This is a genomic window from Herbiconiux sp. A18JL235 (assembly GCF_040939305.1).
Lineage (GTDB): Bacteria > Actinomycetota > Actinomycetes > Actinomycetales > Microbacteriaceae > Herbiconiux.
The window spans coordinates 496,181-517,277 of record NZ_CP162511.1; the positions used below are offsets into that span (position 1 = coordinate 496,181).

General features: G+C 71.6%; 21 protein-coding genes. 9 read left to right on the plus strand and 12 right to left on the minus strand.

All coding sequences use genetic code 11. The features are described 5' to 3' along the window. Positions 1-24 precede the first annotated feature (24 nt). The 3 genes from ABFY20_RS02275 to ABFY20_RS02285 are packed head-to-tail and all read left to right on the plus strand — an operon-like array spanning position 25 to position 4,027. Positions 25-1,929 carry a hypothetical protein gene (locus ABFY20_RS02275; protein WP_368498335.1) on the plus strand — a complete coding sequence of 635 codons (1,905 nt, stop codon included), beginning with the start codon at positions 25-27 and terminating at the stop codon, positions 1,927-1,929. After that, positions 1,926-3,176: a ribulose-bisphosphate carboxylase large subunit family protein gene (locus tag ABFY20_RS02280; protein ID WP_368498336.1), complete on the plus strand. Its 1,251-nt coding sequence runs from the start codon at positions 1,926-1,928 to the stop codon at positions 3,174-3,176. Before ABFY20_RS02275 ends, ABFY20_RS02280 begins: the two co-directional genes overlap by 4 nt. Continuing rightward, positions 3,176-4,027 (plus strand): sugar phosphate isomerase/epimerase family protein, encoded by an 852-nt coding sequence (locus ABFY20_RS02285; protein WP_368498337.1) that lies wholly within the window; start codon positions 3,176-3,178, stop codon positions 4,025-4,027. Before ABFY20_RS02280 ends, ABFY20_RS02285 begins: the two co-directional genes overlap by 1 nt. A 77-nt stretch (positions 4,028-4,104) precedes the next feature. On the opposite strand, the gene ABFY20_RS02290 is transcribed toward ABFY20_RS02285, so the two are convergent. Beyond that, positions 4,105-5,085, minus strand: coding sequence for an NAD-dependent epimerase/dehydratase family protein (locus ABFY20_RS02290; RefSeq protein WP_368498338.1), 981 nt, complete (start codon positions 5,083-5,085; stop codon positions 4,105-4,107). An 80-nt stretch (positions 5,086-5,165) separates the two neighbouring features. On the opposite strand from ABFY20_RS02290, the gene ABFY20_RS02295 reads away from it, so the two are divergent. Then, a complete protein-coding gene (locus tag ABFY20_RS02295) occupies positions 5,166-6,194 on the plus strand; it encodes a PHP domain-containing protein (RefSeq protein ID WP_368498339.1) in 1,029 nt (342 codons plus the stop codon). A gap of 193 nt (positions 6,195-6,387) precedes the next feature. On the opposite strand, the gene ABFY20_RS02300 is transcribed toward ABFY20_RS02295, so the two are convergent. The 3 genes from ABFY20_RS02300 to ABFY20_RS02310 form a co-directional block, all read right to left on the minus strand. Further along, on the minus strand, positions 6,388-7,227 hold the full coding sequence (locus ABFY20_RS02300; RefSeq protein ID WP_368498340.1) for a putative protein N(5)-glutamine methyltransferase: 840 nt from the start codon (positions 7,225-7,227) through the stop codon (positions 6,388-6,390). 76 nt (positions 7,228-7,303) lie between these two features. Then, positions 7,304-8,386 (minus strand): cell wall-binding repeat-containing protein, encoded by a 1,083-nt coding sequence (locus ABFY20_RS02305; protein ID WP_368498341.1) that lies wholly within the window; start codon positions 8,384-8,386, stop codon positions 7,304-7,306. Between the two features lie 46 nt (positions 8,387-8,432). Then, complete coding sequence (locus ABFY20_RS02310) at positions 8,433-8,933, minus strand: glutathione peroxidase (RefSeq protein ID WP_368498342.1); 501 nt, start codon at positions 8,931-8,933, stop codon at positions 8,433-8,435. A gap of 86 nt (positions 8,934-9,019) precedes the next feature. Here ABFY20_RS02310 and ABFY20_RS02315 point away from each other — a divergent pair, with 86 nt between their 5' ends. The 3 genes from ABFY20_RS02315 to ABFY20_RS02325 all read left to right on the plus strand — a co-directional run bounded on the left by ABFY20_RS02315 (position 9,020) and on the right by ABFY20_RS02325 (position 12,999). After that, positions 9,020-10,213, plus strand: coding sequence for a MarP family serine protease (locus ABFY20_RS02315; RefSeq protein ID WP_368498343.1), 1,194 nt, complete (start codon positions 9,020-9,022; stop codon positions 10,211-10,213). Positions 10,214-10,397: 184 nt separating this feature from the next. Continuing rightward, positions 10,398-11,612 (plus strand): ABC transporter substrate-binding protein, encoded by a 1,215-nt coding sequence (locus ABFY20_RS02320; RefSeq protein ID WP_368498344.1) that lies wholly within the window; start codon positions 10,398-10,400, stop codon positions 11,610-11,612. A 4-nt stretch (positions 11,613-11,616) separates the two neighbouring features. Further along, on the plus strand, positions 11,617-12,999 hold the full coding sequence (locus ABFY20_RS02325; protein WP_368498345.1) for an MFS transporter: 1,383 nt from the start codon (positions 11,617-11,619) through the stop codon (positions 12,997-12,999). On the opposite strand, the gene ABFY20_RS02330 is transcribed toward ABFY20_RS02325, so the two are convergent. From ABFY20_RS02330 to ABFY20_RS02345, 4 genes are read right to left on the minus strand one after another with little or no spacing between them, the layout of a single operon-like run. Next, complete coding sequence (locus ABFY20_RS02330) at positions 12,957-13,754, minus strand: GntR family transcriptional regulator (protein ID WP_368498346.1); 798 nt, start codon at positions 13,752-13,754, stop codon at positions 12,957-12,959. The two genes, ABFY20_RS02325 and ABFY20_RS02330, sit on opposite strands and share 43 nt — an antisense overlap. Before the next feature lie 13 nt (positions 13,755-13,767). After that, positions 13,768-15,114 (minus strand): NtaA/DmoA family FMN-dependent monooxygenase, encoded by a 1,347-nt coding sequence (locus ABFY20_RS02335; protein WP_368498347.1) that lies wholly within the window; start codon positions 15,112-15,114, stop codon positions 13,768-13,770. Positions 15,115-15,117: 3 nt separating this feature from the next. Further along, positions 15,118-16,242 (minus strand): LLM class flavin-dependent oxidoreductase, encoded by a 1,125-nt coding sequence (locus tag ABFY20_RS02340; protein WP_368498348.1) that lies wholly within the window; start codon positions 16,240-16,242, stop codon positions 15,118-15,120. 36 nt (positions 16,243-16,278) lie between these two features. After that, positions 16,279-17,988: an asparaginase domain-containing protein gene (locus tag ABFY20_RS02345; protein WP_368498349.1), complete on the minus strand. Its 1,710-nt coding sequence runs from the start codon at positions 17,986-17,988 to the stop codon at positions 16,279-16,281. A 223-nt stretch (positions 17,989-18,211) separates the two neighbouring features. On the opposite strand from ABFY20_RS02345, the gene ABFY20_RS02350 reads away from it, so the two are divergent. Continuing rightward, positions 18,212-18,646 (plus strand): VOC family protein, encoded by a 435-nt coding sequence (locus tag ABFY20_RS02350; protein WP_368498350.1) that lies wholly within the window; start codon positions 18,212-18,214, stop codon positions 18,644-18,646. Positions 18,647-18,697: 51 nt separating this feature from the next. Here ABFY20_RS02350 and ABFY20_RS02355 read toward each other — a convergent pair whose 3' ends face one another. Together ABFY20_RS02355 and ABFY20_RS02360 are read right to left on the minus strand one after the other, a co-directional pair. After that, a complete protein-coding gene (locus ABFY20_RS02355) occupies positions 18,698-19,126 on the minus strand; it encodes a hypothetical protein (protein WP_368498351.1) in 429 nt (142 codons plus the stop codon). 72 nt (positions 19,127-19,198) lie between these two features. Next, a complete protein-coding gene (locus ABFY20_RS02360; RefSeq protein ID WP_368498352.1) occupies positions 19,199-19,507 on the minus strand; it encodes a hypothetical protein in 309 nt (102 codons plus the stop codon). Positions 19,508-19,585: 78 nt separating this feature from the next. Here ABFY20_RS02360 and ABFY20_RS02365 point away from each other — a divergent pair, with 78 nt between their 5' ends. Continuing rightward, positions 19,586-20,110 (plus strand): O-acetyl-ADP-ribose deacetylase, encoded by a 525-nt coding sequence (locus tag ABFY20_RS02365; RefSeq protein WP_368498353.1) that lies wholly within the window; start codon positions 19,586-19,588, stop codon positions 20,108-20,110. Here ABFY20_RS02365 and purQ read toward each other — a convergent pair. Beyond that, complete coding sequence (gene purQ / locus ABFY20_RS02370; protein ID WP_368498354.1) at positions 20,076-20,774, minus strand: phosphoribosylformylglycinamidine synthase subunit PurQ; 699 nt, start codon at positions 20,772-20,774, stop codon at positions 20,076-20,078. The genes ABFY20_RS02365 and purQ overlap by 35 nt on opposite strands. Further along, the gene (gene purS, locus ABFY20_RS02375) at positions 20,771-21,064 is read right to left on the minus strand and encodes a phosphoribosylformylglycinamidine synthase subunit PurS (protein ID WP_368498355.1); all 294 of its coding nucleotides are present in this window, start codon (positions 21,062-21,064) and stop codon (positions 20,771-20,773) included. The genes purQ and purS overlap by 4 nt, the downstream gene beginning before the upstream one ends. Between the last annotated feature and the right edge of the window lie 33 nt (positions 21,065-21,097).

Sequence of the window (21,097 nt, forward strand, 5' to 3'; positions counted from 1 at the left end):
CATCAGGGCGAGGAGCGGACCACGATGACGGATGCGGCACACCGGCTAGGCGCGTGGAGCTTCACGCTCTCCGCGGCGGGAGACGTGGAGCACCTCGCCTTCGACGGCCGCGAGGTGCTGCGCGGGCTCCAGTTCGTGGTGCGCGACGACGCGTGGGGCACCATCGCCGGCGACCGCGAGGTCGCCGAGGTGCCCCGCGCTCTCGCCGACGTCGAGGGCACGCCCGGCGCGCGCTTCGAGGCCACCGGCTCCTACGGGTTCCCCGAGGGCAGGGCCGAGTCGGTGGCCACCCTCGTCGTCACGCCGACCGAGCTCCGCTACGAGGTCGACGTGCGCGTGACCGGAACCGTGCTCACGAACCGCATCGGCTTCGTGGCACTGCATCCGCTCACCCTTGCCGGGGCACCGGTCGAGGTGCGTCACGGCGACGGATCGACGGAGGTGTCGGCGTTCCCGCGCCTGGTGTCACCGCACCAGCCGTTCCTCGACCTGGCCGGCCTCGCGCATCCGCTGCCCGGTGCCGCCGGCACCACGGTCGACATCGCGTTCGAGGGCGAGGTGTTCGAGAGTGAAGACCAGCGCAACTGGTCGGATGCGTCGTTCAAGAGCTACAGCCGGCCGCTCGCGCTCCCGTATCCCTACGAGCTCGCCGACGGCGACCTCGTGCGGCAGGCCGTGACCGTGCGGGTCAGCTCGACGCCTGCCGCCGACGAGACGCGGGCACCGGATGCGGTGGTTCGCGACGACGAGGGCGTCTCGGTCGCCGTGGCCGCCGGCTGGGCGGCTCCGGTGGAGCGACCGAGGGTGGGCGTCATGCTCGGCCCCGACGACCTCGCCCTCGGGGCCGCCGGACGCGACCAGCTCATCGAGGCGCTCGGCGTGGATCATCTCCGAGTCGACGTGGAGGCTGCCGGAGACCGGCTGGGCGGTGGGGAGGCGCTCGCCCGTGTCGCGTCGTGGCCCGTCGAGCTCGTCGTGCACCTCGGCCCTCGGCCGGGGGAAGCACTCGGGAGGCTCGCCGCCCTGCTGCGCGAGCACCGTGTTCGCCTCTCCTCGGTGCTGCTGTTCGACCTGGAGCACCCCGCCACGCGCTCTGAGGCCCTCGACGCGCTGAGAGGAGCCCTCGGCACGCTGCTCGAGGGGGTGCCCGTCGCCGTCGGATCCGACGACAATCTCGCCGAGCTCTCCCGCAACGCTCCGGCGACCGTCGACGACGGTGGCCTCAGCTTCGCCCTCAACCCCCAGGTGCACGACCGGCGCGACCGTGCCGTCCTCGAGACGGTGGAAGCGCTGCCCGCGATGATCGAGACTGCCCGCTCCCTCGCGCCCGCCGGCACTCCGATCGGCATCGGGGCACTGACGCTGCGTCCGCGTCGGGTGATCTACCGTCCGGGGCCGATCGACCGCCTCGGGCGAGACGACGACTCCGTCGACCCCCGGCAGCACGGCGACTTCGCCGCAGCCTGGCTCGTCGCGACCCTCGCCGCGCTCGCCGCCGCGGGCGTCGACAGCGTCACCGCGTTCGAGCTCACCGGGCCGCGCGGTGTGGTGCTCCCGGGCACCGCGCGCGGCGGGTCGGGCGTCCCCGACGAGGTGGGCATCTCCGACCTCGTCCCGTCTCCGGCGGGAGTGGTGCTCCCGGGCACCGCGCGCGGCGGGTCGGGCGGCTCCGACGAGGCAGACATCGCCGACCTCGCCCTGTCCCCGGCTGGGGCGGCGCTCGCCGCCTTCGCCGGGGCGCGGCGCCTCGGCACTCCGGTCGTCGACCTCGCGACCGACATCGCCGCCCTCCCGCTCGAGGCACCGGGCGGGCGATCCGTGCTCGTCGCCAACCTCGCCCCGCGCGACCGCACGATCGTCGTGGCCGGCGTCGCGCATCCGTTCTCCCCCTACCAGACCAGACTCCTCCCGGAAGGCCCCACGACGTGACAGACCGCATCCGTGCCCGCTACCTCATCGAGACCCCCCGCGGGCTCGACGCCGCCGCCGAGGCGATGGCGGGGGAGCAGTCGACCGGCACCTTCATCGCGCTCCCCGGCGAGACGCCGGAGCTGCACCGCGAGCACGCGGCGCGGGTCGAGGAGGTCGTGCCGCTCGGCGAGGTCGAGCATCCCTCCCTGGCGGGCGCCACGGGGCCCGGGCCCCACGTGCGCGGCGAGGTCGTGCTCTCGTTCCCGCCCGACAACATGGGCACCGAGTTGCCGAACCTGCTCGCCACCGTGGCCGGCAACCTGTTCGAGCTGCAGCAGCTCTCGGGCATCAGGCTGATCGACCTCGAGCTGCCGGCGGCGTTCGGGGAGGCGCACCCCGGCCCGCAGTTCGCGCTCGAGGGAACCCGGGAGCTCGCCGGAGTGGCGACCGGCCCCATCATCGGCACCATCGTGAAGCCGAGCGTCGGGCTCACCCCCGAGCAGACCGGCGAGCTCGCCGAGCAGCTCGCCCTCGCGGGGCTCGACTTCATCAAAGACGACGAGCTCATGGCCGACTCGCCGCACTCGCCCTTCGAGGAGCGCCTCGACGCCGTGCTCCGCGGGCTCGACCGGGCCGCCGAGGTCACGGGGCGACGGCCGCTGTACGCGGCGAACGTGAGCGGCGAGATCGACGAGATGCGCCGTCGCACCGAGCTCGTCGCCGCGCGGGGCGGCAACTGCGTGATGGTGAACGTGAACGCGGTGGGCATCGCGGGCCTGCGCGACGTGCGGCTGCACAGCAGCCTGCCCATCCACGCGCACCGTGCCGGCTGGGGAGCGCTCACCCGCGACCCGTCGCTCGGCTACTCGTTCCGCGTGTGGCAGCAGCTGTGGCGGCTTGCCGGAGCCGACCACGTGCACGTCAACGGCCTGCGCAACAAGTTCTGGGAGCCCGACGACTCGGTCATCGCCTCGGCCCGCTCGGTGCTCGAGCCCATGAACGGCGGACCGGCCGCGGTTCCCGTGTTCTCCTCCGCCCAATCGGCCGACCAGGCCGCCGACACCTACGCCGCCCTCGGCTCGGCCGACCTGCTGTACGTGTGCGGCGGCGGCATCATGGCCCACCCCGACGGGGTCGCCGCGGGCGTCACGAGCATCAGGCAGGCGTGGGATGCAGCGCTCGCGGGCCGCACGCTCGTCGACTACGCCGAGACGCATCCTGAGCTCGCAGCGGCACTGGCCACCTTCGGAGACCGGCGGGCCTGATGATCGGCCTGTCGAGCTACGCCTACCAGTGGCGCCTCGACGCGGGCGCCGGCGACCGCTGGACGATCGAGCGGGTGATCGAGGATGCAGCACGGCTCGGAGTGGGGTTGGTGCAGCTGTGCGACCTGCCGGAGCTCGACCGGATGGCCGGGGAGGGTGTGTCGCGCATCCGTCTCGCGCAGTTGCGGCGGCTCGGTGACCAGCTCGGGGTTCGCTTCGAGGTGGGCACCAAGGGCATCGCGCCGGCGCACCTGCTCGCCTACCTCGACATCGCCGGTGAGCTCGGCAGCCCGCTGGTGCGGTCGATGCTCGTCACCCCGGCCCATCGGCCCACGCCCGTCGAGGCCGAGACGGCCCTGCGCGGCGTGCTGCCCGCCTACGAGGCCGCCGGTGCGACGCTCGCCCTCGAGACGTACGAGCAGGTGGCCACCGCCGAGCTCGTCGACCTCGTCGCGACGATCGACTCGCCCCGGCTCGGCATCTGCCTCGACCCGGGCAACGTCGTCGCGCGGCTCGAGCACCCGGCCGACGTCGTGGCGCTCACCGCGCCGTGGGTGCGCAACCTCCACGTGAAGGACTTCGCGTTCACCCGCAGCCCCGACATGGTGGGGTTCCGCTTCGCGGGTTGTCCGATGGGGGAAGGACTGCTCGACTACGACGGGCTGATGGCTGCCGTGCAGCCCGGACGGCGCGGTATCAGCCGCATCGTCGAGCAGTGGGTGCCGTGGCAGGGCGACTCCGCCCGCACCGTCGCTTGCGAGACGGAGTGGGCCGAGCACGCCGTCCGCTGGCTGCGCGCCGCAGACGCGCGGGGCGCCCGTCCCGCCCCCGAGCGGCCCGCCCCGGCGTGACCGTTCGAGCGGTATGAGAATCGGGCCGCCGAGCCTCCCCAGGGCTCGAGCGTGCGATTCTCATACCGCTCCGACGGTCACGCCCTGCCGTCGAGGAACGCGCGGTACTCGGCCGCGTACGCGAGCAGCCCTTCGGCGAGGGAGTCGAACGCGGAGTGCACGCCGAGCTGGTCCCGCACCGGGGCCATCTCGAGCACGCCTCGGTAGCGGCTCTCGACGCCGGTGGGGTCGAGGTCGTCGTCGGTCACCTCGAGCCGAGCCTCCGGGAACGTCTCCCGCACGACCTCGGCGAACTCGAGCGGCGACAGCAGCGGGCGGCCCGTTCCCGCGTTGAAGACGCGATCGCACGACGCGTCGCAGTCGACGAGGGCCGCGAAGATCGCGGCGACGTCGTGCACGGGCGTGAAGTCGCGCAGCGGGCCCCGGCTCGCCACCGCTACCTCGCGCCCCTCGACGATCCCTTCGACCACGGGCTTGACCCCCACCGGCCACTGCATGCCGAAGCCGTACACCGCGCTCGGCCGGGCGATGCGCACGTCGAGCGGGAACGCATCCGCGTAGCCCAGCGCGATGATCTCCGACACCGCCTTCGACACCCCGTAGAAGCCGCCGGCCGGCCCCTCCCGGTTCGTCACGAGCGGATGCGCGGCGTCGATCGGCTGGTACCTCACCGTCGGCAGCACCGACACCGACGACGCGAACACGAACCGCCCCACCTCACGGGTGCGGCACAGCTCGAGAAGCTCGAGAGTCGGGTCGACGTTCATCTCGAGCGCCTTCACCGGGTCGTCCTTCAGCGCGACCGGGTTGACGTAGGCGTCGAGGTGCACGACGGCGTCGGGCCGCAGCCGGTCGAGGGCGCGGCCCATGGCCTCGCTGTCGTGCAGCTCGGCCCGGATGATCTCCGGCGGGTCGTCGCCGATCACCCGTAGCGCTTCAGGCCGGTAGTCGTAGCGGCTCAGCACCGCCACCTCGTGCCCGCGATCGCGCAGAGCGCGCACCGTGTAGGAGCCGATGAAGCCCGTCGCCCCCGTCACCACGATCATCCGTTGCTCCACTCCGACGCCCCTCGAAGTCTACCGAGCGCTTGTCTCGCGGCTCGGTGTCGCGCGACACGCCGCGCAGTAGGGTCGGGCGCATGGATGCACGCGAAGCTGTCGAGGAGACGGCGTTCCTGCTCGAGCGCGAGCTGGCGCCGGGGTTCAAGGTGAAGGCATTCCGGACGGCGGCCGGGGTACTGGCCTCGTTGACGCCCGAGGAGATCGCGGAGCGAGCGTCCGATGGGCGGTTGAAGGGCACGAAGGGGATCGGCGCGCGCACGCTCGAGATCGTGACGCAGGCGCTGGAGGGGCGGGTTCCCGACTACCTCGCCGATCTCCGATCGCGCAGCGGTTACGAGCTCGAGCCCGCGGCGACGCGTCTGCTCGAGGCGCTCCGGGGCGACCTGCACGCGCACAGCGACTGGAGCGACGGCACGACCGACATCGCGACGATGGCGCGGGCGGCGCAGCGACTGGGGCGCGAGTATCAAGCGCTCACCGACCACTCGCCGAGCCTCACCATCGCGAACGGGCTCTCGCCCGAACGGTTGGAGGAGGAGCTCGACGTCGTCGACGCGCTGAACGAGGAGTTCGCGACGTCGGGCACGTTCCGCCTGCTCTCCGGCATCGAGGTCGACATCCTCGACGACGGCTCGCTCGACCAGGAGCTCGCGCTGCTCGAGTCGCTCGACGTCGTGGTGGCGAGCGTGCACTCGAAGCTGCGCGCCGACCGCGCCACGATGACGGCACGGATGCTCGCTGCCGTGCGCAACCCGAACACCGACGTGCTCGGGCACTGCACCGGCCGGCTCGTGCAGGGGTCGAGGGGCACCCGGCCTCCGTCGGAGTTCGACGCGGAGGCCGTCTTCGCCGCCTGTGCGGAGGAGGGGGTCGCGGTCGAGATCAACTCGCGGCCCGAGCGGCAGGACCCGCCCGACGAGCTCCTCGCGCTCGCACTCGACGCGGGCTGCCTGTTCTCGATCGATTCCGACGCGCACGCGCCCGGTCACCTGTCGTTCCTCGACCACGGCGCGGCGCGTGCTGCCGCCGCCGGCGTGCCCGCCGAGCGGGTGGTCACCACCTGGGAGCTGCCGCGCCTGCTCGGGTGGACCGCCCGGCGCCGCTGAGGCGACGGCGGCTCGCGTCGGCTCTTGGTACGCTGGGAGCGACCCAGGGAACGGAGACCTTCATGGTGGCGGAAATACTGCTCGGCGTCGTCGGCCTCATCACCCTCGTCGGTGGCGTGCTCGGCATCATGGCCATCGTCGAGATGGCGAAGACGCCCTACCGCAAGTAGCACGCCCCGGGCCGACGCGCGGGCTACCGTATTCGCCCGATGACGACGGTGGCGTCGCGCTCCTCGTCCCTCACGATCTCGGCATCGAACCCGGATGCGGTCATCAGGGCGGCGGTCGACGGTGCCTGCCGCTCGCTCGACTCGATGAGCAGGGTGCCGCTCGCCGTGAGCCAACGAGGTGCCTCGGCGATCACCCGACGCTGCACGTCGAGCCCGTCGGTTCCGCCGTCGAGAGCCACCCGCTTCTCGTGGTCGCGGGCCTCGGGGGGCATGGTCGCGATCGCCTGCGTCGGCACGTAGGGCGCATTGGCCGCGATCACGTCGAGGCGCCCCCGCAGCCGCTCCGGTAGCGCGTCGTACAGATCGCCTTCGAACACGCTCGCCGCATCGGCGAGGTTCGTGCGGGCGTTGGCGACGGCTGCCGGATCGACATCAGCGGCCACCACCTCGAAGCCACCCGCGGCCTCGACGACTGCCGCCACGGCGCCCGCCCCGCAGCAGAGCTCCAGCACGACGACACCGGCAGCGCCGGTCGTTCGGCCGTCGGTGCCGGGCCGAAGGCGAGAGGCGCGCTCGGCGCGCACCCGTTCCGCCTCGGCCACCGTGCGCTCGGCGAGCAGCTCGGTGCGCCGGCGCGGCACGAACACCCCCGGGTCGATCGCGATCCGGCGCCCGCAGAACTCCACCCACCCGAGCAACGGTTCGAGCGGTTCCCCGGCCGCCCTCCGCGCCACGAGCCCATCGAGCTCCCGCTCCGACCCCGCCGCCGCGATGAGCAGCCGCGCCTCCTCCTCGGCGAACACGCACCCCGCCACCCGCAATGCCTCCACCGCCCCCACGAAAAGTGCCGCCTCGTTCTTCACGAGGCGGCACTTTACTCCTGGTGCGTGTCAGGGGCGTTGTGGCCCCTTACGGGTCAGCGAGGAACCGAGGGCCACGTCAGGGCACGATGAACCCTGCGAGCTGGCCGGCGACCTTCTGACTGACGGAGAGGTCACCGCCGAGGATGACGATGTGCTTCGGCTTCGCCGCCGTCAGGTAGTCGGAGACGGAGGCGGGTATGGCGTCGGGCTGCACCAGCACGATGGGCCCCTGCTCATTGATGGCGAGCGGACCGCCGGCCAGCGCGTCGGGGAAGTTCTGACCCGAGGCGACGACGACGGTGCCGCCCGGGGTGAACTTGCCGGCGACCTGAGCCGCCGTGGAGTAGCGGTCTTCTCCCGCGATGCGCGTGACGTTCGGCTGGATGGCGCGGAGTCGGTCGAGCACGGTGTCGGACACGCTGCCCGGCCCACCGAGCACGATGATGCGCTCGGGACTCAGCCGCTGCAGCTCGGCATCGACCGAGGCGGGGAGCTCGCCCTTGCGCGTCAGCAGCAGCGGCCCGCGCGCGGTGCCGTTCTCGGGAGCGGCGGTGCCTGCGGCGCCGGCGAGCGCGTCGGGGTAGTTCTCGCCGGAGGCGACGTAGACGGTCTTGACCATGTCGGTCGGGTTCTGCTTGAACGCTCCTGCCGAGGCCTTGGCCGAGACCTCGTAGCGGTCGGCTCCCTCGATGCGGCTCACCGGTGCGCCGTAGACGTTGAACTGGGCGTCGAGCGAGGGGTCGATGGTGTTCGGGCCGCCGAGGATGACGATCTTCTTCGGCTTGAGAGCCGTCAACCGGACTTCGACGATGTCGGGGATGGAGTTCTTCGTGACGAGCAGGACAGGGCCGCCGAGGTTGCCCGCGATGGCCGACGCGGAGAGGGCGTCGGGGAAGACTTCGCCGGAGACGATGTAGACCACAGGGACGGGTGTGCGGGGGAAGGTCGTATTCGCCGCGATCGAGGAGGCGACGATGAAGCGATTGGCTCCGCCGAGCCGGATCACGCCAGGGTCGGTCGTCTGCTGGGTTTCGGTTGCTGCCGTGGCGTCGGGTGCGGGGACTTCCGTGGCCGAGGCGAGGGTGGTGGGGAGGGGCGCGGCGAGGGCGCCGGCGAGCAGGGCGACGACTCCGAGGCGGAGGGAACGTGATGGGGTCATCCCCCGACGGTAGGCGCGGGAGGGCCGCCGGCGGGATGAGTAGTTGCTACTCCGCCGCCGGGGCCGACGGCAGGGAGGCCTCGATCAGGGCGATGATCTCGGGGTCGTCGGGCTGCACGGTGGGGCGGAAGCGGTGGACGGCGCCGTCGGCGGTGACGAGGAACTTCTCGAAGTTCCAGGTGACGCGCCCGGCCTTGCCCGACGCATCCGGTGTCTTCTTGAGCTCCTGGTAGAGCGGGTGGGCGCTGCGGCCGTTGAGCTTGACCTTGTCGAACATGGGGAAGGTCACGCCCCAGGTCATGGAGCAGTACTCCTTGATCTTCTCGGTGTCGCCGAGCTCCTGCAGGAACTGGTTGCTCGGGAAGCCGAGCACCGTGAACCCGCGATCGCCGTACCTCTTCTGCAACTCCTCGAGCTTCTCGTACTGCGGGGCGAGCCCGCAGCGCGAGGCCACGTTCACGATGAGCTTCACGGGTGCGTACTCGGCGAGCGTCGCGGTGCCGCCGTCGATGGTGGTGAGGGGGATGTCGTCGATGCTCGAGGTCACGATCGTCACTCTACGCCCGGGCCCGGAACGTCTCGACACCCGTCTCCCAGGTGCGCGCGGAACGGCCGCCGTAGCATGACCACCACATGCAGCTCTTCGTCGACATCGTCCTCATCCTCATCGCGGTTCTCGCCGTGCTCGGAGGGTGGCGCCGTGGCGCCCTCGTCACCGCCGCATCGCTCGTGGGCCTCGTCGGCGGCGCCCTGCTCGCGACGGCCGTGGCACCCGGACTGGTCGACTGGCTGGCGAGCCTCGGCTGGAACACGCCCGTGCAGCGCGCCGTCGCGACCGGCGCCGTGCTGGTGCTCAGCATCGGCCTCGCCATCACGGCGCTCACCATCGTCGCCCAGCTGCTGAGGCGCGTCATCGGCTCGGTGCGCATCGGCCGCGGCATCGACGCGCTCGGCGGCTCCGTGCTCGGACTCCTCACCTGGGCCGTCGTGGTGTGGCTGCTCGCGGGCTTCCTTCAGACCACGGGCATCCCCGCCGTCACCCAGGTCGTCGGCTCCTCGCGCGTGGTCGCCGCGCTCGACGCGGTGGCACCGGTGCCCTCGTCGACGGCCCTCGGCACCCTCAACTCGGCGCTCGACGACTCCGGGTTCCCGCAGGTGTTCGCGTTCGGTCCCGAGACCATCCAAGACGCCCCGGCACCCGATCCCTCGATCCCGCAGGCGGTCAACGACGCCGCCGGCGGCGTCGTGCGCATCCTCGCCTCCGCGCCCGGCTGCGGCTCCGACGCGGAGGGCACCGGCTGGGTCGTGGCGGGCGACCGCGTCATGACCAACGCGCACGTGGTCGCGGGCTCGGAGACGACGTACGTGCAGCTCGGCGGCACGGGGGAGCTGCGGGAGGCCGAGCTCGTCGTGTTCGACCCCGAACGCGACCTCGCGGTGCTGGCGGTGCCCGGACTCGGCGTCGACCCCCTGCCGCTCGGCTCGGAGCTCGCCGCCGGCGACTCCGCCGTGGTGGCGGGCTATCCCGAGAACGGCCCGTACGACACCGAGTCGGCCCGCGTGCGCGAGGTGATCCAGGCCGTCGGCCGCGACATCTACGAGCAGGATGCGGTGACCCGCGAGATCTACTCGCTCCGTTCTGTGGTGCGCCCCGGCAACTCCGGCGGGCCGCTGTTCGCCGCCGACGGCACTGTGGTGGGGGTGGTCTTCGCCAGGTCGACCCTCGACACCGAGACGGGCTACGCCATGACGCTCGACGAGATCGCCCCGGTGCTGGCTGCGGTGTCGTCGACCGGGCCGGTCGCATCCGGAGCCTGCGCGGGCTGAGCCGCACACCCCGGCGCCCGGCCCGAGGTGGCGCAGGGGCGACGGATGCGCGCCACGGCACCGATCGACGACCCGGTGAGTGGCGCAACCGGGAGTTCGCGGCAGGGAAACACGGGTGCAACGGCCGGCGGCGAGACTGGCAGCGCCCCGCACCCCCACTGCACCACCGACAGATGGAGATCCCATGCGCCGCACCACCTCCCGCCCGAGCCGTCGCCCCTCCCGTTCGCGAGCGGCGGTGTCGATCGGCGCCGCCGCCGCCACGGCCCTCCTGCTCACCGCCTGCAGCTCGGGGTCGTCGGCGACGGAGGAGGGCGCCGAGTCCTCAGCCGCGGGCCTGACCGTGGGAGCCGTCGATCTGGCGGCGGCCGGCTGCCCCGCCACCGTGGTCATCCAGACCGGCTGGAACCCGGAGGCCGAGCACGGGCACCTCTACCAGCTGCTCGGCGACGACCCCGCCATCGACGCCTCGAAGAAGGTGGTCTCGGGTCCGCTCATGGCGAGCGGCGAGTACACCGGCGTCGACGTCGAGATCAGGGCGGGCGGCCCGGCGACCGGCTACCAGACGGTGACCAGCCTGATGTACACCGACCCCGACATCCTCCTCGGCTACGTCTCGACCGACGAGTCGATCGCCCAGTCGGCCGAGATGCCCACCACCGCGGTGTTCGCCTCGCACGACATCAGCCCGTTGATGATCATGTGGGACCCGGCCACGTATCCTGAGGTGAAGGGGGTGAGCGATCTCGTCGATGCCGGCGCGATCATCCGCTACTTCGGCGGCTCGGCCTACATGGAGTACCTGACCTCGGCCGGGATCGTCCCCGAGTCGCAGCTCGACGCCTCCTACGACGGCACGCCCGCGTCGTTCGTCGCCTCGGGTGGCGCCGACGCCCAGCAGGGGTACGCCTCGGCGGAGCCCTACGTGTACGAGAACGAAGTGGAGAGCTGGATGAAGCCCGTCGCCTACCAGCTCATCGACGACCTCGGTTTCCGCCCCTACCAAGACCCCGTGGTGGTGCGCTCGGCCGACGTGGAGGGCTCGGCGTCGTGCCTGGAGGCGCTCGTGCCCGTGCTGCAGCAGGCCGAGGTCGACTACTTCGCCGACCCCGCGGCGACGAACGCGCTCATCCTCGACCTGGTCGAGCAGTACGACACCGGGTGGGTCTACACCCAGGGTGTGGCCGACTACTCGGTCGAGACGATGCTCGCGGAGGGCATCTCGGGCAACGGTGAGAACGCGACCCTCGGCGACTTCGACGAGGCGCGGGTGCAAGACCTGATGGACAAGATGATCCCGGTCTGGGAGGCGCAGGGCGTCACCGTGGCCGAGGGTCTCACGCCCGGCGACCTGGTGACGAACGAGTTCATCGACCCGTCGATCGGGTTGGCGGAGTGAGTTCGTGAGTCGTCCCCCGCGGTCGGATGCGGCCGGTTCGGAGCGTACAGCGCCCGAGCCGGCCGCTCCGGCGTCTGCGGAGGCCGCGCCGGGCGGCACCGGGGGCGACCGGCTCGCCGAGTCGTCGGGTCGCCCCCGCGGCACCTGGGGCATCGGTGGGCAGGCGGTTCTGGTGTGCGCCTTCATCGCCTGCGTGCAGATGACCTGGGGTGTGATCGTTCCGGCGCTCCCCGTGCTGGTCGAGCATTTCGGTCTCGCCACGGGGAGCATCGGAGTGCTCATCGCCGCGTTCGCGATCGGCCGGGTGATCGCCAACGTGCCGGCCGGTCTCGCGCTCCGCCGCATCCCTCCCCGCCCCTTCCTGCAGGTGGTGTGCGTGCTGCTCATCGCGGTCACCGCGGTGACCGGTCTGCTGCCGAACGAGCCGGCGTTGCTCGCCGCACGGCTGGTGGCCGGAGTGCTGGGCGGAGCCGCGGTGACGATCGGCTTCGCGGTGATCGTGGCGGGCGCCCCGCCCGAGCGCCGCGGCCGCACCATGGCCATGGCCACCGTCGTGCAGATGAGCGGTGGGGCGATCGGCGCGCTGATCGGCGGCGCCGCGGTGAGTGCGTGGGGTGTGCAGTGGGCGTTCGCGGTGGCCGTGCTGCCGCTCGTGGTGTGCCTCTGCGTCGATCTGGTGCGCCCGGCGAGCTGGTTCTGGTCGGCGTTCGCCGATCGTCCGGCACCGGATGCGCGGCTGCGGCCGAGCACGCCGGTCGCGACGGGTGTGCCTCGCCCTCCGGGTTCGCGCCTCCTGGCCGTGGGTCTGGTGGCTGTCGCCTTCGCCACCTTCTTCGCCCGCTTCGCGGGCGAGCAGGGCCTCATCCCGGTGCTCGCCTACGACATCGGCGGGCTCGACCCGTTCGGCCTCGGTGTCGTCATGGCCATCGGTACAGTGGTGAGCATCGGCGCCCTTCCGCTCATCGGGCGCGTTGTCGACCGGGGAGCACGGCTCACGGTGCTCATCCCCTCCACCCTCGTCGCGGCAGGTGCCGTGATGCTCTTCCCCGCCATGACGGCACCGCTCGCCTTCTCGGCGGTGCTCGTGCTCTACTACGTGGCCACCAGCGTGGCCGGCATCGTGCCGAACGTGGTGACGGGTGAGCGGTTCCCGCCTGCCACGGCGGGAACCATCATCGGCTTCACCCGTTCGGCGGGCGATATCGGCGCGGCGCTCGGGCCCATCCTGGTGTTCGCGGTGGCCGACCTCGCGGGGCCCGTGCCCGCGGTCGGCGTCATCGCCGCGACCCTGGTGCTTGCCCTGATCGTGCTCGTGGTGCCGATCGTGCGCGGCTTGCGCCTCGCTCAGAGCTCGTCGCGGGACGGGTCGAGGGCCACCCGCACCTGATCGGAGCGCTGCCGCCCGTGGTACACCATCACGACGTGGCCGGAGGCTGCGCGCACGGTCGTCTCGATGAACAGCAGCGGCGTGCCCACCTCCACCGCGAGCAGCTCCGCCGCGGAGAGGTCGGCCGAGATCGCGCTGATCTGCCGGGAGGCGCTCAGCGGGCTGTGCCCGAAGCGGTGCTCGAGCGCCTCGAGCACGTCGTCGTTCGCATCGGCCTGGCCGAACTCGTCGTGCGCGCGCAGCGGAAGGTAGTAGGTGCGCAGCGAGCCGGGGCGCCCGCGATAGAGCACGACCCGCTCGAACACGGCCATCCGCACCGCTCGGGGGTCGAACACCGCGGCCATGGGGGCCGGGATCGCCGAGGTCTCGTGCCAGCCGATGAGGAGGTAGTCGTGGTCGACCGGCTCGGGCGAGATGCGCAGCTTGTCGAGCAGCCGGTCGGTGCGCCAGGTGGTGGGAGGGGTGCGGGCATGCGTTCCCTGGCCGGCCGCGCGACCGATCGAGTTCTCCTGCACCAGCATCTGCATCGCGATGCGCGCGGTGTTGCGGGTGCAGGAGAACTCGCGGGCGATCTCCTCGTCGGAGGGCAGCCGTTGGCCGCTCTCGGCGGCGGAGAGCACGAAGGCCGACACCAGGTCGCGCAGCCGCCTCGCCTCGTCCTGCCTGCGGTGGCGGCCGAGGTCGAGGATCTTGTCGTCGGTGAAGCTCCGCCGCCGCGGGGGGTGGGGCGGCCTGGCGGGTTCGGAGGGCGTCATCGCGTCGAGCCTCTCACGCGAACTCCGGCACCCCCAAGGTGTCGCGCAGCGTCGAGCCGTCGTAGCGTGTGCGGAACCTGCCGCGGCGCTGCAACTCGGGCACCAGCAGCCCCACCACGTCGATGAGGTCGCGCGGGGTGACCTGCGGGTGCGCGATCATGAAGCCGCCCCGGCTGCCGCTGGCCTCGTAGGAGTGCTCGAGGTAGTCGGCGACCTCGGCGGCGCTGCCGGCGACCGTGTGCTCGTATCCGGTGGCCACCCTCCAGAGCCCCTCGAAGAACTCCTCGCGGGTGAGCTCTGTGGTGGCGCCGTGCTCGTTCACCAGGTCGCGGAAGCCCATCGGGCTGGCCTGCTTCGCGATCACCTCGGCCTGCAGCTCCTCAAGGGTGAAGCGCTCGGGGAGGGTCTGGAAGTCGTAGCCGGTGTTGTGCGCGAACTGCGCAGCGGAGGCCTCGGGCGGCAGCAGATCGGCGAGCTGGGCCTTGCGGCGGCGTGCGTCGTCGGTGGTCTCGCCGACGATGAGCTGGAGGTCCCAGAGGATGCCGACGCGCGAGGGGTCGCGCCCTGCGGCGAGCAGCTCCTCGTCGAGCAGGGTGCGGTGGCGGAGGCGATCGGCGTCGGAGAATGCACCGCCGAACACGAGGTCGGCGAAGCCCGCTGAGGCGCGGATGCCGCGCGGCGACCCGCCGGCCTGGATGAGCACGGGCGCCTGCTGTGGGCTCGGCACCGTGTTGAGCGGGCCGGCGACGTCGAAGAACTCGCCGTGGTGGTCGATGGGGCGGATGCTGCCCGGCTCGGCGACCATGCCGGTCTCCCTGTCCCACACGAAGGCGTCTCGGTCGACACTTCTCCACAGCTCTTGGCAGACCCCGACGAACTCCTCCATGCGTCGGTAGCGTGCGTCGTGATCCATCAGCGAGTCGAAACCGTAGTTCGCGGCGTCGGCTCCGCGTGAAGAGGTGACGACGTTGAACGCCATCCGCCCGGCGGTCACGATGTCGAGGGAGTTGAGCAGCCGGGCGACATAGAAGGGATGCATGAATGTCGACGAGTAGGTCAGTCCGAAACCGATGTTGCTGGTCTGCTGCGCGAGGGCGGCGATGAACGGGCTCATGTCCTGGCGCGGGAACCCGATGCCCCACTCGAGGGCGGTGTCGATGGTGCCGCCGTAGGTGGAGGGGATGCCGGTGCCGTCGCCGAAGAACACCATGTCGAGGCAGCCGCGCTCGGCCGCGAGCAACAGCTCGCGGTACATGCGCAGGTCGGGGAAGTCGCGGCCCGCCCAGGAGCCGGGGAGTCGCCACCGGCCCTGGTGGTGGGAGAAGGAGAGGTCGAGCGCGAGGCTCATCTGGTAGGGCACGGGTCAGCCTTTCGGAGAGGAGGCGGGCTCGGAGGAGCGGGTGCTCGCAGACGGCGGAGAAGGAGTGCGTGCGGGCAGGTGGTCGAGCAGCGGCATCACCTCGGTGCCGAAGCGGTCGGTGCCCTCGAGGAAGTCGTCGAAGGTGAGCATGACGCCGGCGGTGCCCGGCACGGCGGCGATGGCGTTGAGGTGGTCGGCGACGGTCTGCGGCGAGCCCACCAGCGCGCGCCCGCCGTAGAAGGGCGACACGTCGGCGCGGTGGCTCTCCGCCACCATGGCGCTCGAGCCGTCGGTCGAGGTGTCGTTCGAGTACTCCCGCACCATCCCTGCCACGGCGCCGAGGTCGACGCCCCGTTGGTAGAGCTCGGCCTTGCGCCGCGCGTCGGCATCGGTGTCGCCGAGCACCACGAGGGTCTGCGCGAACGCGCCGGGGGTGCGGCCGAGCTCGGCGCTCGCGGCCGCCAGCGCGGTGTTCGAGGCGGCGACCTCCTCGGCGTCGCCGCCCGCCCCGAAGTGGTAGTCGGCGTACTCGGCCACGAAGCGGCGCCCGCGCGGTGAGGTTCCGGCGGAGATGAGGTCGATGTGGCCCGTCGGCACGGGCGCCACCTCGCAGTCGTCGATGTCGAAGTAGTCGCCGTGGAAGGTGACCCTTCCGCGCTCCCAGGCGGTGAGGAGGATCTGGGTGAACTCCGAGAGGTAGTCGTAGCGGTAGCCGTAGTAGTCGTCGCCGCGCCAGGCGCCCATCTGGGCGTACTCGCTGCGGTTCCATCCGGCCACGAGGTTGATGCCGAACCTGCCGCCCGAGATCTCGTCGATCAGCTGCGCCATCTTCGCCACCACGATGGGGTTGTAGCTGAGCGGCGACACCGTGGCGTAGAGCTTGATGGTCGAGGTGATCGGGGCGAGGGCTGCCATCAGGGTCATGGGGTCGATGGTGTGGTTCCAGTGCTGCGTCTCCCCGCCGTACCCGCGGTACTTCAGCATCGCCAGCGCGAAGTCGAGGCCGTGCTTCTCGGCACGGTCGACGATCGCGCGCTGCAGCTCGAAGGTGGGCTCGTACTGCGGCGAGGTGGTGGACAGGATCCAGCCGTTGTTGCCGACGGGGAGGAAGACGCCGTAGCTGACCATGGGGTGCTCCTTCGGGAGGTGGGCGGGTCGAAAGGATCAGTGGGTGTCGAAGACGAGCTGGTACTCGGCGACTTTCGAGCGGATGGCGTCGAGCTCGGTCGCGGTAGGCGCATCCGGGTCGCCCGGCACCGGCAGGGCGCCGAACTTCAGCAGGCTCGCCATGAGCAGGATGCGTGCCTTCGGAGCGGACAGGTTGCTGCCGCGAACGAGCAGCCCGCCCATGGTCGACTGCCCGAACGCGTAGCCGCCTCCACCGCGCCCGACGGCGACCACCGGCATGCCGCGGAAGACTGCCTGCAGGAGTGCCGCCCGCATCGACTCGTACACTCCGCCGTAGGGAGCGGAGCCCTCGGCGACGATGCCCGACAGGGGATGGTCGCGCAGGTTCTTCGCGATGCGGGCGAGGATCTCGACCTCGCTGTCGGCGGAGTCGGAGAAGTCGTCCTGGCCGTAGTTGACGTAGCGCGCGATGGTGACCTTCGGCAGGGCGCCCGGCAGCAGGTGGCCCTCGCCGTCGACGGTCTCGACGGGCGAGCCGTGGATGCCCGGCACGCTCGTCGGCAAGGTGTCGAGCGTGAGCGCCGAGGTGTGGGTGTGCCTGGCGACCGGCACGAACGAGAGCACGGGGTCTTCGACGGTGTTGCCCACGATGCCGCCGTGACCGCCGTAGGCGATGTACCCGCCGGGCCGCGCATCCGCTTTCTGCACCTCGCGCGAGGTGAACACCTGCCCGTTCTGGATCATCACGGTGCCGACGCGGTCGTCGCCGTTCGCGTCGGCCCAGACCCGGGAGGCGATGTAGGCCGTCGACTGCACGAGGTTGTGGTCGCCGTCGTTGCCGAAGACTCCGTGCCCGTACTGCGAGCAGTTGCCGATGAGAGGGCGGCGGGTGGGGATGAGGAGGTTGAACCAGTAGACGGTCTCCTCGGTGGTGGGGCTTCCCTCGAGCCAGATGGCGCCGTCGTAGTCGCCTTCGGCCAAGGTGTCGTAGACGATGTTGGTGAGCGTGGCGAGGGTGGGGAGCGCCGGCTCCTGGCGCATCGGCATGTACGGGAAGAAGTTCTCCCCGAGCACCTCGGGGGCGAGATCGCCCGGCTCCCCGCGGTGGCCCGCGGGCGTGGGCGTGTCGGTACGCTCGGCCGCCGGCTGCCCCTTGGTGTAGCCGCCCGAGGGTGCTGCCCGCACGAAATCGAAGTCGGCGAGGCTGCCGAGCAGATTGTTGCCGCCGTAGCCGTCGAGCCCGAAGTGGTCGATCTCGCGCACGATGCGCGAGGCATCGGGGTAGAACAGCTGGCGGGCGTTGCCGGCGTCGTCGAACGGGCCGTTCCAGGGCTCGCCGTTGGCCTGGGTGGCGGCGTAGGGGAGGGGGTAGGGGCCGTCGGCGGGGTCGAGGGTGACCCGGTAGACGGGGGTCCAGCCGTCGGGTCGGGTGGCGTCGTCGTCGCCCTCGGCCTCTGCCGCGTCGAGGAACTCGCCCGACACGGGGTCGAGCCAGCCGTCGACCGGGCCGTAGAGCTCGGCGGCATCGCGCTCGAGCGGATGCGCCGAGAACGCGGCGACGTACGCCGTGACGGGTGCGGCGAGCTGCTGCGAACGCAACGACTCGGGGGCGGCCGGGTCGGCTCCCGCGAGCCCCCTCGTCCGGCGCACCGACTGGCTCGTGCGCAGGGCGGCGCTGTTCTGGATGGTCGCTCGGGGGCCGGAGAAGATCACCACGCGGGCCCGACGGTCTGCCGTGAAGCTCATGCCCGAAGCGTAGGAGTGCCCTGTTTCGCCACCGTTGCCGCCGTGTGACCGATGCGCTTCGCCACCACGCGGCCGTGTCGATCGGCGTCACCCCGCGCATCCGCCGCCGCTGCGCCGGGCGGGAGGATCGTCGCCGCAAGTATGTGTACAGCGTTCACATTTGCTATTAGGGTGGGACGCGGGAGCCCGCCGCGAGGGTGTGTTCCGAGCGGGAGGAGCCGTCATGACCACCAACCTCAACCCCTACATCGCGTTCAAGGGCGACGCGAAGGAGGCGATGGAGTTCTACCGGTCGGTGTTCGGCGGCGAGCTCCGCTCGAACACCTTCGACGAGTTCCAGATGCCGGTCGACGAGGGGGAGGGCTCACTCATCATGCACTCCCAGCTGGTGACGCCGGGCGGCCTCGTGCTGATGGCCTCCGACACCCCGAGCTCGATGGAGTACACGCCGGGCAGCGCCATCACCATATCGCTGAGCGGCGACGACACCGAGGAGCTGCGCGGCTGGTTCGAGGCGCTCTCCGCGGGCGGCACGGTCACACTGCCGTTCGAGAAGGCGCCGTGGGGCGACTACTACGGCCAGTTCACCGACAGGTTCGGCGTGGCCTGGATGGTGAACGGCGGGTCGACGGCCGACTCCGCGCCCGACGGCGCCTGAGCCCGCGCGGAGGAGTGCGTCGGGGCGAGTCGGGGCGAGTCGACGCGCCCGTCATGGCTGACGGAACCGCGCGAGATTCGGCAGCGGCGTCCACGCCCCCAGCTGCGGGTAGTCGACCGTCACGCCCGATACGCCGGCCGCTTCCAGCCCGAGCACCCACTCGAGCGCAGCGGGCAGGGGCATGCTGAACATCGGAACCGCCTCGTCCTCCGGCACCAGGCCGTTGGCGAGTGCTCCGGCGCGAGCGCGCTCGGGGGTGCTGTAGACGCACACGAGGTGTCCGGCCTCGGCGGCCAGGGCGTAGGGCCGCGGCTGTTCCGCGCTGCCGCGATTGACGAACACCCACTCCTCGAGCGACGCGACGGCGCTCCAGAGCGCGATCTGCGGCTCGATCTCCTGAGGGGCGGCCCGGCAGGCCTCATCCAGTCGATCGAGCTCTGCGGTCACCGAGTCGCCGTCGCGGGCATCCGTCTCGTCCATGCGCACGACCGTACCCGGGCGGGCGGATGTTGCCCACCCGTCGGCGGGGCGAGGAACGCCGGGCGCGGGGCGTCAGTCGTCGGCCGCGTGCTTGGCCTTCTCGGCGCGCTTGGCCGCGCGCTTGGCGATGAGGGCCTCCTTCTCGGCCTTCAGCGACGCCACGGTCGACTCGTCGAGTCGGGGGTCGGGGATGTCGAGGAAAGGGCTCTCGCTCCCGGTGCGCGAGTGCAGCATCGAGGCATAGGCGATCGCGGCGGCGCGCACCTTCGCGGTGGCGCGATCCCGCTTGCCGCGATTGCTCTTCGGGTCTTCGAGTACGTCGACGTGCTTCTCCAGGGCCTTCACGAGTTCCTTGAGCGCGGTCCGGGTCTTTTTCGCCATGCCCGCATTATGCACGCCCAAGGTTAACTGCCCGCTGCCCCGCTGCGGTGCCTCCGGGGCGGTCGTAGGCTCGGGCGCATGACGGATGCGATCGAGATCGTCAGAGCCGACATCACGACGGTGGAGGCCGACGCCATCGTGAATGCGGCGAACAGCTCGCTGCTCGGCGGCGGCGGGGTCGACGGCGCCATCCACCGCCGCGGCGGGCCAGCGATCCTCGAGGCCTGTCGGGAGCTCAGGCGCACCGTGCTGCCCGACGGGCTTCCCGCGGGCGACGCGGTCCACACCACCGCGGGCGATCTTCCCGCCCGCTGGGTCATCCACACGGTCGGACCCGTGTGGAGCGCGCGCGACGACCGCTCGGCAGTGCTGGCGTCGGCGTACCGCAGGTCGCTCGAGGTCGCGGTCGAACTCGGGGCGGCATCCATCGTCTTCCCCGCCGTGTCGGCCGGGGTCTACGGCTGGCCGATGGACGACGCCGCGCGCATCGCCGTGGAGTCGGTGCGTGCGAGCCCCTACGACGGGTCGGTGACCTTCGCGCTGTTCAGCGCCGAGGCCGAGGAGGCGTTCAGGCGGAGAGCAGGCTCTGCAGGGCGCTCGTGAACATGGTGAGGCCGTCGACGCCCGAGCGCATGGCGGCAGCGGTGTCGGGGCCGAAGCCGGGCTCGATGGCGTGCTCGGGGTGCGGCATGAGCCCCACCACGTTGCCGCGCTCGTTGGTGACGCCGGCGATGTCGTTGAGCGAGCCGTTCGGGTTCACGCCGACGTAGCGGAATGCCACGAGGCCCTCGCCCTCGAGGCGCTCCAGCGTCTCGGCCGAGGCGATGTAGCCGCCCTCGCCGTTCTTCAGCGGGATGGTGATCTCCTGGCCCGAGGTGTAGCCGTTCGTCCAGGCCGTCGAGGCGTTCTCGACCCGCAGCACCTGGTCGCGGCAGATGAAGCTGCCGTGGTCGTTGCGGATGAGGCCACCGGGCAGCAGGTGCGCCTCGGTGAGCATCTGGAAGCCGTTGCAGATGCCGAGCACCGGCACTCCGCGTTCCGCCGCGGCGACGACCTCGCGCATGAGCGGCGAGTGCGAGGCGATCGCGCCGCAGCGCAGGTAGTCGCCGTAGCTGAACCCGCCGGGGAGAACGACGGCGTCGACGCCCTGCAGGTCGTGGTCGCCGTGCCAGAGCGCGACCGGCTCGGCACCCGCGAACTTCACCGCACGCTGCGCGTCGCGGTCGTCGAGCGAGCCGGGGAAGGTGACGACTCCGACCCGGGTCACGCCAGGGCCCCGGATGCGGCAGCGGCGCTGTGCTCGCCCGCCGCGTCGACCACGGTGATGTTCACCACGTCTTCGATCACGGAGTTCGAGAGCAGCTCGTCGGCGACCTCGCGCACGGCGCTCAGGATCTGCTCGTCGACAGGCCCCTCGACGGTCAGTTCGAACCGCTTGCCGACGCGCACGTCGGTGAAGGCCTGGTGGCCGAGGCGGGCGAGGGCGCCGGCGACGGCCTTGCCCTGAGGGTCGAGAAGTTCTGCTTTGGGCATGACGTCGACGACGATCTTCGGCACGTGCTGCTCCTGCGGTCGGCGGGGGAGGACGAC